Source organism: Kribbella turkmenica (genome assembly GCF_004348725.1).
In the GTDB taxonomy this organism is placed as follows: domain Bacteria; phylum Actinomycetota; class Actinomycetes; order Propionibacteriales; family Kribbellaceae; genus Kribbella; species Kribbella turkmenica.
Genome location: NZ_SMKR01000098.1, coordinates 16177 through 27827, shown reverse-complemented (window position 1 = coordinate 27827; position 11651 = coordinate 16177). Strand labels below are relative to the sequence as shown.

At 70.0% G+C, this 11651-nt stretch carries 13 protein-coding genes and 1 pseudogene; 6 read left to right on the top strand and 8 right to left on the bottom strand.

Features of this window, described 5'->3' with window-relative positions:
- Window positions 1-114: 114 nt before the first annotated feature.
- A pseudogene (locus tag E1218_RS21920) lies at window positions 115-1026 on the bottom strand (AraC family transcriptional regulator); the annotation flags it as partial.
- A 91-nt stretch (window positions 1027-1117) separates the two neighbouring features.
- Between E1218_RS21920 and E1218_RS21915 the strand changes: the two are divergent.
- Complete coding sequence (locus E1218_RS21915; RefSeq protein WP_132323057.1) at window positions 1118-1960, top strand: NAD(P)H-binding protein; 843 nt, start codon at window positions 1118-1120, stop codon at window positions 1958-1960.
- A gap of 16 nt (window positions 1961-1976) precedes the next feature.
- Entirely contained in the window at window positions 1977-2219 is a 243-nt protein-coding gene (locus E1218_RS37975; RefSeq protein ID WP_325052851.1) for an erythromycin esterase family protein, read from the top strand.
- A gap of 99 nt (window positions 2220-2318) precedes the next feature.
- Here E1218_RS37975 and E1218_RS21905 read toward each other — a convergent pair whose 3' ends face one another.
- The 3 genes from E1218_RS21905 to E1218_RS21895 all read right to left on the bottom strand — a co-directional run bounded on the left by E1218_RS21905 (window position 2319) and on the right by E1218_RS21895 (window position 5366).
- On the bottom strand, window positions 2319-3488 hold the full coding sequence (locus tag E1218_RS21905; protein WP_132323055.1) for a zinc metalloprotease: 1170 nt from the start codon (window positions 3486-3488) through the stop codon (window positions 2319-2321).
- 94 nt (window positions 3489-3582) lie between these two features.
- Window positions 3583-4395: an ABC transporter permease gene (locus tag E1218_RS21900; protein WP_132323053.1), complete on the bottom strand. Its 813-nt coding sequence runs from the start codon at window positions 4393-4395 to the stop codon at window positions 3583-3585.
- The gene (locus E1218_RS21895) at window positions 4395-5366 is read right to left on the bottom strand and encodes an ATP-binding cassette domain-containing protein (protein WP_132323051.1); all 972 of its coding nucleotides are present in this window, start codon (window positions 5364-5366) and stop codon (window positions 4395-4397) included. Before E1218_RS21895 ends, E1218_RS21900 begins: the two co-directional genes overlap by 1 nt.
- 88 nt (window positions 5367-5454) lie before the next feature.
- Between E1218_RS21895 and E1218_RS21890 the strand changes: the two genes are divergently transcribed.
- Window positions 5455-6423, top strand: a complete 969-nt coding sequence (locus E1218_RS21890; RefSeq protein WP_132323049.1) for a helix-turn-helix transcriptional regulator — start codon at window positions 5455-5457, stop codon at window positions 6421-6423.
- A 115-nt stretch (window positions 6424-6538) separates the two neighbouring features.
- On the top strand, window positions 6539-7123 hold the full coding sequence (locus tag E1218_RS21885; RefSeq protein WP_132323047.1) for a YdeI/OmpD-associated family protein: 585 nt from the start codon (window positions 6539-6541) through the stop codon (window positions 7121-7123).
- Here the strand turns inward: E1218_RS21885 and E1218_RS21880 are convergent, their stop codons facing one another.
- The 4 genes from E1218_RS21880 to E1218_RS21865 all read right to left on the bottom strand — a co-directional run bounded on the left by E1218_RS21880 (window position 7124) and on the right by E1218_RS21865 (window position 10291).
- Entirely contained in the window at window positions 7124-7966 is an 843-nt protein-coding gene (locus E1218_RS21880; protein ID WP_132323045.1) for a phytanoyl-CoA dioxygenase family protein, read from the bottom strand.
- A gap of 39 nt (window positions 7967-8005) precedes the next feature.
- Window positions 8006-8974: a prolyl aminopeptidase gene (gene pip / locus E1218_RS21875; protein WP_132323043.1), complete on the bottom strand. Its 969-nt coding sequence runs from the start codon at window positions 8972-8974 to the stop codon at window positions 8006-8008.
- 51 nt (window positions 8975-9025) lie between these two features.
- Window positions 9026-9940 carry a UbiA prenyltransferase family protein gene (locus tag E1218_RS21870; protein WP_132323041.1) on the bottom strand — a complete coding sequence of 305 codons (915 nt, stop codon included), beginning with the start codon at window positions 9938-9940 and terminating at the stop codon, window positions 9026-9028.
- A gap of 63 nt (window positions 9941-10003) precedes the next feature.
- On the bottom strand, window positions 10004-10291 hold the full coding sequence (locus E1218_RS21865) for a hypothetical protein (protein ID WP_132323039.1): 288 nt from the start codon (window positions 10289-10291) through the stop codon (window positions 10004-10006).
- Window positions 10292-10544: 253 nt separating this feature from the next.
- On the opposite strand from E1218_RS21865, the gene E1218_RS37375 reads away from it, so the two are divergent.
- Both E1218_RS37375 and E1218_RS21855 read left to right on the top strand, forming a co-directional pair.
- Window positions 10545-10718 (top strand): TetR/AcrR family transcriptional regulator C-terminal ligand-binding domain-containing protein, encoded by a 174-nt coding sequence (locus E1218_RS37375; RefSeq protein ID WP_233712374.1) that lies wholly within the window; start codon window positions 10545-10547, stop codon window positions 10716-10718.
- A gap of 76 nt (window positions 10719-10794) precedes the next feature.
- A complete protein-coding gene (locus tag E1218_RS21855) occupies window positions 10795-11562 on the top strand; it encodes an SDR family NAD(P)-dependent oxidoreductase (RefSeq protein ID WP_132323037.1) in 768 nt (255 codons plus the stop codon).
- Window positions 11563-11651 lie beyond the last annotated feature (89 nt).

The following is an 11651-nucleotide window of genomic DNA, read 5'->3' as shown; positions in this document are numbered from 1 at the left end:
GCCTGACCAGACAACGGCGCGACCGACAAGGTATTCGCGGTTACCGGCCGCGTCGTAGGTCCCGCCCGGCTCGAAGAGGTGCTTGACCGAATTCTCGCCGGGTGTGTCGATCACGGTGGGGGTGGTGCCGCGGACTCGTTTGAAGGCGACGCTGAGGGCGAAGGCGTTCGCGTAGCCGACGCGGCGGGCGATGGTCTCCACGGTGTCCCGGGTGGAACGGAGGAGATCGGCGGCCAGGGTGATCCGCCAGCCGGTGAGGTAGGTCATCGGTGCCTCGCCGACGAGGGCGGTGAACCGGCGGGCCAGGCTCGCGCGGGAGACGCCGACGCGATCGGCCAGCTCGGTCACGCTCCACGGGTGCGCGGGCTGCTCGTGAATCAGCCGTAGAGCCAACCCTGCAACGGGGTCCGCCTGCGCCTGGTACCATCCCGGCGCGTGTGACTCCGGCCGATCGAACCAGGCCCGCAGCGTCGTGATCAACGCCAGATCCAGCCACCGATCCAGGACACTCTGCTGACCGGGTTCGTCGCGCTGGATCTCGCTGAGCACGATGTCCATCACCGAGCCGGCCACATCGGCGGCCGGTACGACCAGCACCGACGGCAGCGCCGCGAGCAGTCGCTGACTGACATCGCCGGCCAGCTGATAGGTGCCGCTGACAACCATCGCTTCGCCCTCCGCGCGACCGCCGTACGTGCGGACGCCGAGCCGGGCGCTGTAGTCGACAGGTGCCCCAGGCAACGGTTCGCAGACGCCGCCCGGATGGATCCGCAACTGGGGCTCGGTGTCCACCGCGTCACCCACGACGTACGGCGTCGTGCCGGTGAACACCGCGACGTCGCCCTGCTCCATCCGCATCGGCTCGATGCCGTCCCGCCGGACCCAGGCCGAACCGCGGACCAGGGTCGCCAGTGAGAGCGCGGCCTCGTCGCGGATCTCCAGGGCCCAGGGCGGATCCATGATCGTCAGGTTGAACACGCCGCCGCGCGCACGGGTGCCGGCCAGCAGATCGTCGAGCACGTCCATGGGGCCACCCTACGCCCCCGTGAGCGGCTCGGACATCGAATTGCGCGAAAGAACCATGGTTCGACTCACCGAGCCGCGATGAACTTGAGCCATGACAGCGACACCGATTCTGATCCTGAGTGGTAAGGGCAAGACCGGACGCCGCGTCGTCGAGCAGCTCGAGGCCCGCGACGTCCCCTACCGGCTGGCCTCGCGGTCGAGCGCGCAACGCTTCGACTGGTACGACGACAGCACATGGTCCCCGACGATCGCCGGCGCCGGCACGGCGTACCTGGCACCGCCGGTCGGGCCGACCGGGCTGGCCCAGGCGGGCCGGTTCGTCAAGCAGGCCGCGGCCGAAGGTCTGCGCCGGGTCGTGCTGCTGTCCGGTCGCGGGGTGGGCAGTCCGGGCCGCGACTTCGCCGTGTACGACGGCCAGCTCGCGCTCGAGGACGCGGTCAAGGCCAGTGGCGCGGACTGGACGATCGTCCAGCCGGCGTGGTTCGCGCAGGGGTTCAGCGAGGACTTCCTCCGGTACCACGTGCTCGCCGGTGAGATCCGGGTGTCGGCCGGTGACGGCGGCGAGGCCTGGATCGACACCAACGACGTCGGCGACGTGATGACCGCCGTACTGCTCGACGAGGCACACACCGGCGCGACGTACGCGATCTCCGGACCCCGGTGCCTGCGCATGGCCGAGGTCGCCGCCGAGCTGACCACCGCCACCGGCCGGCCGATCAGCTACGTCGACCTGGAGCCTCAGGACCACGTCACCGAACTCGTCCAGCAGGGCCTCGACCAGGAGGACGCGGAGGCCGTCCGCGACCTGTTCGCGGTCATCCGCCACCACCGGTCGGAGTACGTCTCCGACGGGGTCCAGCAGGTCCTCTGCCGAGCCCCGCGGGACTTCGCCGACTGGGCGCGGGAGACCGCGCAGACCGGGATCTGGCAGTAGAGCAGGCTCCCCTCGGATCGGGAGTCCGCAGGATGGGGCGCGGCGGCCGGCACCAACGAGCACACCCTCGACCAGGTACCGCGACTACCTGGTCGATCTCCGGACCCTGCCGAAGCAGACCAGGGACTGGCTGAACGTCGCCCGCCCGACCCGTGACATCGGTACCGCGTACCCGTGGCCGGACCTGCCGGTGAAGCTCGGCGCGGCGTACGACGTACTGATCCATCTTCACCGGGTCACTGCGGCGCACCTGCGCTGACAGCGGCGGACCGCCAGCACTCCACAATCGTGCCCACGCGGACGATCGCACGGTCAGGCGATCGGGGCCGGGTCGATTGTGGAGTACTGGCGGTTCGGGTCAGCGGTGGCTGTGATCCAGCTCGACGTACTCCGAGTGCGTCATCTCCCGCAGTTCCGACGGCGCGGTCTTGGACTGGAGGTTCGCACCCTGGCCGACGGCGCCGCCGCCGAAAACGATGTTCGCCCAGTTGTTCTGCGCGGTCAGCGTCGTGGTCGCGTTGTCGTCGTTGACGTCCGCGGCGGTGGTGTCGGTGGCGTCACCGTCGCAGTTCCAGTCGATCGGGTTGCTGGCGGCGCCGCTGGTGGTCCGGATGGTGCCGTTCGGGCACTTCCACTTGGTCCGGAACCCCGACGCCGAGCTGCCGAGGCCGGCCGACTCCCGCAGACTCGCCTCGTTGAGTGCGGCCGGGGCGACGTTCGAGTAGCCCCAGTAGAGACTGCCGTTGGCCCGGATCACGCCGCCGAGCTGGAAGAAGTAGTTCATCACGCTCAGGTAGTTCGGCTTGTAGTTGCCGTGGTCGGTGCCACCGTGCCGCAGACCCAGGTTGTGCCCGAGCTCGTGGATGAAGGTGCCGACCTCCTGGTCGTCGGTGCCGGCCCAGCCGCACTTCGGGCCGACGGTGACGATGAACGTGTCGTTCGGGATCGCGAACGCCTGACCGCTGCTGCAGCCGCCGTCGTAGCTGTCGGCCCAGAGCATGTAGTGGAAGACGGCCTTCCGGGCGCTGGCGAAGTTGGCGTTCTTGATCCTCGTGGTCTGGGCGCCGGACGGCTGCAGGTTGTTGTCGTACGGGACCTGGTTGCCGCCGCCGAGGTCGTACGCCGCTCCACCGGCCGCGCCGGCGTCGAGGTGGAGCTTGATCCCGGTCGTGCCGTCGGGGTTGCTGACCGGCGCGCCGGCGAAGACCTGCACGATCCGGTCCAGGGCGGCGGTGCTGGTGAGCCGGCCGGCCATGTAGTCCATCTCGACGAACAGGTCCTTCTTCGTCGGCGACGCACCCATCGCGGGCAGGTCGACGTCGACCGTGCCGTCACCGTTGGCGTCGTACCCGTTGGTCTCCCAGGTGTCGGGCAGCGAGTCGCCGTCGGTGTCGGTCGCCAGCGGTGCGGCGACGGTGCGCGCGGGCTCGTCGGCCGACGGGGGGACGGCGGCCACCGCGCTCGTGGCGGCGAGCGCGGCGGCGGCCAGGGAACCGAGCACGGTGAGCAGGGCGGGGCGGGGCCTCATCAGATCTCCTTGTGGGCGGTGGGTGATCTGTCCGACACCGTAGGTGATCTGGCTTCACTTCGTGCGGCTCAGGAGAGCCATTGGCCCATTTGGGTCAGGCGGCCGAGCGCAGCATCGCCCGGATGCCGACGGTCAGGCCGAGGACCGCGGTGACGATCGCCGCGACCCAGCCCCACAGCGCCGCGCTCGACCACACGTCCCCGGAGAACAGCGTCCGCTCGGCGTCGACGACGTACGACAACGGGTTGAACTTCGCGGCGACCTTCATCCAGCCCGGTCCGGTCTCCAGCGGCAGCAGCATGCCGGACAGGATCATCAGCGGGAACAGGAACGTCTGCTGCACGACCCAGAACATCCAGTCCTGCTTGCGGACCGCGATCGCCAGCGCGTAGCTCAACGCACCGAGCCCGATCCCGAACACCGCGAGCAGCGCCAGCCCGACCACGGCGCCACCGAGGTGCAGGTCGAACGCGAACGGCGTCATCACCGCGATCACGATCACCGCCTGGCCGAACAGCGGCACCATCTCCTTCAGGGCCCGGCCGACCAGCAGCGACGACCGCGACAGCGGTGTCACCAGCATCCGCTCGTGCGCGCCGGTCTGGAACTCGAACAGCAGGTTCGCGCCGGTGGTCGACGTACCGAACAGCGTGGTCATCACCAGGATCGACGGCACGAACCACTGCCAGACACCGTCGCCGAACGTGGCGCCCATCGACCCGGACAGCAACGGCCCGAACAGGGCCAGGAACACCAGCGGCTGGATCATCCCGAACAGCAGCGAGAACGGGTCCCGCAGGACCGGCTTGAGCTCCCGGTTCATCACGATCCGGATGTCGCGGATGAGGTTCCGCTGCGGCTCGGCCGTGAGTTCGACCGGCGTGGTCGTCAGGGTCAGGGTGGTCATCAGGCTGCCTTTCCGTTGGTCTCGGCTTCGCGGAGGCTGCGGCCGGTGAGGTTGAGGAACACGTCGTCGAGCGTCGGCCGGTGCACCTGCGCTCCGGCGACCGGGATGCCACGCTCCTGGGCGGCGGTGATCAGTGCGGGGAGCGCCGCGGGCCCGTCCGCGACCCGGACGCTGAGCTCGTCGCCGACGGCGACGACTTCCTTGGCACCCGGCAACTTCTCCGCCAGCGCCGCGATCGCCGGCAGGTTGCCGGGAGCAACCGTGAGCGCGAGCCGGTCACCGGCCAACCTGCTCTTGAGTGCCTCGGCGGTGTCGTCCGCGATCACCTCGCCGTGGTCCACCACGACGACCCGCTCGGCCATCGAGTCGGCCTCGTCCAGATAGTGCGTGGTCAGCACGATCGTCATCGCGTACTGCTCGCGCATCCGCAGGATGTGGTCCCACAGGTTCGCCCGGTTCTGCGGATCGAGGCCGGTCGACGGCTCGTCGAGGAACAGCAGCTTCGGCGCGTGCACCAGGCCCATCGCCACGTCGAGCCGCCGGCGCTGCCCGCCGGACAGCTCGGACACCTTTCGGCCGGCGAGCTCGGTCAGCTCGAGCGCCTCCAGCAGCTCGCCGGTACGGCGCTTGGCCGCCCGCCGGTCGAGTCCGTAGATGACGCCCTGGCCGACCAGCTCGTCACCGGCCCGCTGGTGGTGCCCGGCGCCGTTGCCCTGGCCGACGTACCCGATCTTCCGGCGCACCTGGCCGGGCTGTGTGGTCACGTCGTACCCGGCGACGGTCGCGGTGCCCGCCGTGGGCCCGATCAGGGTGGTGAGCATCCGCAGGGTGGTGGTCTTCCCGGCGCCGTTCGGGCCGAGGACGGCGACCAGCTCGCCGGGTTGGACGTCGAGGCTGATGCCGCGGACAGCGTGCACGGTCTCGGTGCGGCTCACCACGAAGTCCCTGGTGAGCTCTCGGGTGCTGATCACGATGTCTCCTTCGGTCGTGTTCCGTTGGAGGCGACATTTCCAGCAGAAGAGGACAGGTTCTGGCCGTTACCCGTGGCAATCTGACGTCATGTCCGAAACCTCGGCCCGACTCCTCTCGTTGCTGTCCCTGTTGCAAGCCCGCCGCGACTGGCCGGGTGCGCTGCTGGCCGAACGACTCGAGGTCAGCCCGCGCACCGTCCGCCGCGACGTCGACCGCCTGCGCGACCTCGGCTACCCCGTGCGCGCGACCAAGGGACCGGACGGCGGCTACCGCCTCGACGCGGGCGCCGACCTGCCTCCGCTGCTGTTCGACGACGACCAGGCGATCGCGGTCGCGGTCGCCCTGCAGACCGCGACGACCACGGTCACCGGGATCGAGGAGGGTGCGCTGCGCGCGCTGGCCACGGTCCGACAGGTGATGCCGGCCCGGCTGCGGCAACGGGTCGACGCACTCCAGGTCACCACGGTCGACCGGTACGCCGACACCCGCCGGACGAAGGTGGACTCGAACCAGTTGATCGCGATCGGGATGGCGGTCCGGGCCCGGGAGGTACTGCGGTTCGACTACGCGTCACCCGGTGCGTCCGAGGAGGAGTGGACGCCGCCGCGGAAGGTGGAGCCGCATCACCTGGTGACCTGGGGCGGCCGGTGGTACCTGGTCGGCTGGGACCTCGACCGGAAGGACTGGCGGACGTTCCGGGTGGACCGGATGACGCCGAAGACGCCGACCGGTCCGCGGTTCACCCCGCGGGGGTTGCCGGCGCCGGACGTGGCGACGTACATCTCCAGCAAATTCAAGGGCCAGGCGCAGTCGCCGTGCCGGGGTGAGGCGATCCTGCAGGCGAAGGCGTCGGACATCGTCCAGTGGGCCGGACGGCACGCGATCGTCGAGGAGATCACGCCGACCAGTTGCCGCCTCATCCTCTCCGCCTGGTCCTGGACCGGGCTGGCCGCCACCTTCGGCATGTTCGAGTGCGACCTGGAGTTCGTCGGCCCGCAGGAGTTGAAGGATGCGGCCACGCACCTCGCCGCCCGCTACCACGTGGCCGCGTCATGACTCTACTGATGCCACGCCTCCAGCCTGGCGGGTCGTTGGGCTGGAACTCACGGCCTTCCCTCGTCGCTGCGGTCGCTTCGCTCCCTTCCCCCCGCAGACCCGGCCGGGAGGCCCCATGACCTCCGAACTCATCGTCGCCGACGCCGATGCCTGGCACGCCTGGCTGAGCGAGCAGCACGAGGTCAACGACGGCATCTGGCTGGTGCTCGCGAAGAAGAACGTGACGACACCGACCAGCCTCACCTACGACCAGGCCCTCGAGGAAGCGTTGTGCCACGGCTGGATCGACGGTCAGCGCAAGAGCCGGGACGACCGGACCTTCGTCCAGCGCTTCACCCCGCGGCGCGCCCGCAGCCTCTGGTCCCAGCGCAACGTCGGGATCGTCGCGCGGCTGGAGCGCGAGGGCCGGATGGTCGCCGCCGGCCGCGAGCAGGTGGAACGCGCGAAGGCCGACGGGCGGTGGGACCAGGCGTACGGCGGCTCCAGCGCTCTGGAGGTGCCGGCCGACCTGGCCGAGGCGCTCGCCGCCGTGCCGCGGGCGCAGGCGATGTTCGACATCCTGACCAGCGGCAACCGGTTCGCCGTCGTGTACCAGGTGACCGCGGCGAAACGCGCGGCGACGCGGGCGCGGCGGATCGCGCAGTTCGTCGAGCAACTCGCGCGCGGCGAGACGATCTATCCGCAGAAGCGGACGCTGTGATCAGTACAGGACGGGGTTGAGCGGCGAGGAGATCAGTTCGCCGGGGCGGTTGCCGGGCATCCAGCTGGCCAGATCGGCTTCCTGGTAGCGGTTGTTCGGTTCGGCGATCTCCATGGCGGCGTCGACGTAGATGATCGTCATCACCCGGCGGGGTACGCCGGTCCGGTTCGGCGGCGCGTGGTGGAACGTCCAGCCGAGGTGGTAGCTGACTTCACCGAGCTCGTACGGCTCGGAGAACTCGGGAAAGTCCTGCTCCGCCAGCACTTCCTGCAGCACCCGCTCGGACTCGTCGCTGATCGGCAGGTCCCGGCCGTACTCGAAGACGTGGCTGCCGGCCGCGAACGACAGCGGACCCATCTCCATCGGCGTCTCCTGCAACGGCACCCACACCGTCACGCACCGGTCCGTCGCGAACGGCCAGTAGTACTGGTCCGCGTGCCACGGCGTGACCCCGCCGCCGGACTCCTTGTAGAGCGCCTGGTCGTGGTAGAGCCGGACCGACTGCACACCGAGCAGCTGGGCGGCGATCCGCGCCAGTCGCGGTGACGACACGAACTCGAGCACCTGCTCGCTGTCCTGCCACAGGTTCGCCACCTGCAGGAACGCCCTTCCGTAGGTGTCCCGCGCCGCCAGCGGCAGGTCCTGGGTGTTCAGTTCGATCACCTTCCCGGTGATCTCCGGCTCGTACGCCGCGATCGTCTCCGGGCTGAGCACGTTCTTCAGCTTCACGAAGCCGTGCTCGGCGAAGTGGGCGATGGCGGACCGGCTGAGGGTGTAGTCGGTCTCGAGCTCCGGGCGGGTCGACCGGGGCGGTGGGGTGGGAGAGGTATCCAGGGCGGCCATGGGACCCTAGGGTTCCGGCCGCGGTGAGCGCTGTAAAGATCAGTGATCAAATTTCTGCCGCTCGCGGGCGAACCGGTTCAGGGTCGCCAGGATCAACTTGCGCGTCGTCGCACCACCGGCTCCATGCCCTTCCTGCTCGACCAGGTGGAGCTCGGCGTCCGGCCAAACCTGAGCCATCCGCCAGGCGATGTCGGGTGGGCTGCTGATGTCCAGCCGGCCGTGGATCAGCACGCCTGGGATCCCGGCCAGCTTGCCCGCGTCGCGTTCCAGCGCACCGTCGTCCAGCCAGGCCGCGTGTCCCCAGTAGTGCGTGACGAGCCGGGCGAGCCGCAGCCGGAGTACCGGGTCGTCATACCTCGGGTCCGGCTTCCAGCCCGGGTGGGTCCGGACGTGCGTGTCCTCCCAGTCGCACCAGTCCTGCGCGGCCTTCTCGCGAACGGCCGGATCCGGGTCGTGCAGCAATCGGCTGTACGCCAGCGCCAGGTTCCCGTCCCGCTGATCGGCGGGTACGCCGTCACGGAACCGGGCCCACTCCTCCGGGAAGATCCGGCCCATGTCGCGGGTGATCCACTCGACCTCCCGCCGGGTCGTGTTGGTGACGCTGAACAGCACGATCTCCGAGACCGCCTCCGGACGCTGCTCGGCGTACGCGAAACCGAGGGTCGCACCCCAGGACGCGCCCAGGATCAGCCACTTCTCGATGCCGAGCATGGTGCGGAGCTGCTCCAGATCCGCGATCAGGTGGGCGGTGGTGTTGGTGCTCAGGTCCACGTCCGGCTCGGCCGCGTCGGGCGTACTGCGGCCGCAGTTCCGCTGGTCGAACAGCACCACCTTGTACGCCGAGGGGTCGAAGTACCGCCGCCACCACGAGCCGGCGCCCGAGCCCGGTCCGCCGTGGATCACCACCGCCGGTTTGCCGTCCGGGTTGCCGCAGACCTCCCAGTAGACGCGATGGCCGTCACCCACGTCGAGCAGGCCGTGGTCGTACGGCTCGATCTCGGGGTACATCGCCGCCTCCTGCGATCTAACAGTGCTGTTACATTCAATGTAACAGCACTGTCAGATCGACAGCACGCCGGTGTAGGTCAGCGCGAACGTGCCGCAGGGGAAGAGGAACAGCGAGGCCAGCACGATCACGCCCCGGAACGTCTGTCCCGGCCCGATCAGTCGCCGGTAGGCGACGATCAGCACGGGCACCATCACCACTTCGAGCACGAGCATGCCGCGCGGAATGATCGTGTCCGTCGCGGCCAGCACCCCCGACAGCGCCGCCGCGGCGACCCAGGCGCCGAACCCGATCCGGTACGTCGTCCGCGCACCGAACCGGACCGCGATCGTCTGGTACCCGGCCGCCCGGTCGGCTTCGAGATCGGCGAGTGTCGTCGGCAGGTACAGACCGACCGCGGCCAGCGTGCCTTGCAGGCCCATCAACCACGGGAACTCACCGAGGTCTGGATTCACGGCTGCCCAGCCGGCCAGCGGCCCGAACGCGCCGAGGGCGAGCGCGTTGACCGCGACGTCGAAACCGGCCCGCGTCTTCAACCGCACCGGCGGCACGCTGTAGGCGTATCCGAGCAGTACGGCGAGCAGCACGCCGAAGGCGAACACGATGCCGACGTGCACGCTGATCCCGACGGCCGCGACCGCGGCGGCGAAGGCGATCCGCTTGACCGCCCGCAAGGTGATGCGGCCGTCGAGCAGCGGCGACTTCGCCTTGCGCGGGTTGAGCCGGTCACTCGGCAGGTCGTACGCGTCGTTGACCGCGAGCACCGCGAGCCAGACCAGCGGACCCATCACCACGGCACCGACGATCAGCCGCGGCCAGTCCTCGAGCGGTGGGACGAGCCGCCGGGTCGCGAGCAGGATGCCGACGTAGTACGGCACGATCGACACCACCCAGAACGCCGGCCGTCCGACCGCGAGCACGTCCCGCACCCGCGGTGCCGCTGCCCGAACTCCCACTGTCGTGGTCACACCGCCACTGTGCTCCCACCTGCCGGGACCGGTCCTCCTTCCGGAGAGTGAAGCCCCTCACTCTCACGGTTGAATGTGAGCAACGGAACCGTTCCCGAGCGCCACCCAGACGGAGCCGTCGGCGTCGAGCGCGAGGCCGTGCGGCTCCAAGCGCGCGCCCCGGCCGACCTGCTCGATCAGGTTGCCCGCGGCATCCAACGGGCGAGTGCGGCCGCACCCCAGAGGGTGATCCAGCAGCCGCCGTCGTCCGTCGCCACCACCGCGTGCGGCTTCGACCCAGCCGGCAGCGGAAAACTCCCCGGTCGTGCCGTCGGCCGTGATCCGGCCCGCCCGGCCGGCGAGAATCTCCACGAACTACACCGCGTAGGCACCCGCGCTGATGCCCATCGGCCCGGCCGCCGCGGTCGGCAACGGGGTACGTCGTCACCTCGCCGGCGAGCATGATGCGGCCGACGAGTCTTGTCCGTCCTTGAGTTCACTGTCGCCGGACCGAACGAGGGTCCGTACGGCGTCGCCGTCGTCAACGGCAAGGTGTGGACGACGCTCGTCCACGCCGGCGTGGTCGCTCACCGGCCTCCTCGAAATCGAGAACCGCGCCGCGCCAGTGGGATTGGAGCCGGCCGACACCGGGACGCTCCAAGGGGACCTGATCCGGCTCAACCGCGAGGTGCACTCCGCACTGACCGAGCGGCCGTCGATCACGCAGGCGGTGATCGCGGCGTCGTTCCGTACGCCGGAGGCCGCCGAGGCGCTGACCGCGTTCTGGGCCGACCGCTGACCGCTACGCGAGAGCGGCCGCTGTCATCGCCCGCTCGGGACTAGGGTCTTCTCACGCCTAGCTTGAGGAGACTGCGTTGACTGGACGTCTGACGAACGAGGTCGTGCTGGTGACCGGGGCCGCGCGGGGGATCGGCCGGGCGGTGGCGGCGAAGGCCGCGGCCGAAGGTGCCGCGGTCGCGCTGGTCGACGTACTGGCCGACCAGCTCACCGCGACCACCGCGGAGCTCCAGGAGTCCGGTGCGACGGTCGCGGCCGCGGTCGGCGACATCACCGACGAGAGCTCCGTTCGCGCGGCTGTCGGGAAGCTGACCGACGACCTCGGCGGTCCGGTCACCGTGCTGGTCAACAACGCCGGCAAGAACGCGTACGCCGACGCGACCAGGATGACCGTCGAGGAGTGGGACAGCGTCTTCGACGTCGACCTCAAGGGCGCCTGGCTGATGGCCCGGCAGGTCCTGCCGTCGATGATCGAGAACCGGCACGGCTCGATCGTGAACATCGCCTCGATCCACTCCAGCCTGACCACCGCCGGCATGTTCCCCTACGCCGCGGCCAAGTCCGGCCTGGTCGGCATGACCCGCAGCCTCGCGCTCGACGTCGCGCCCCACCAGGTCCGGGTGAACGCCGTCAGCCCCGGCTACATCGGCACCGACCTGCTCGAGGAGTTCTTCGACACCATTCCCGGCGAACGCGAGAAGGCGCTCGGCGTCCATCCCCTCGGCCGGATCGGCACGCCCGAGAACGTCGCCGAGGTCGTCTGCTTCCTGGCGTCCACGGCCGCCGCGTTCGTCACCGGCGCGAACTGGGCGGTGGACGGCGGCCTCGGCGTCCGCTACGCGTGAGCGTTCAGTCGGGCAGCTCCGGGTCGAGCGCGCCGAGGGCGGACCGTTGCCGAGGCGCGGACCTGTTGGCCCGGCCGGATGTGACCGGC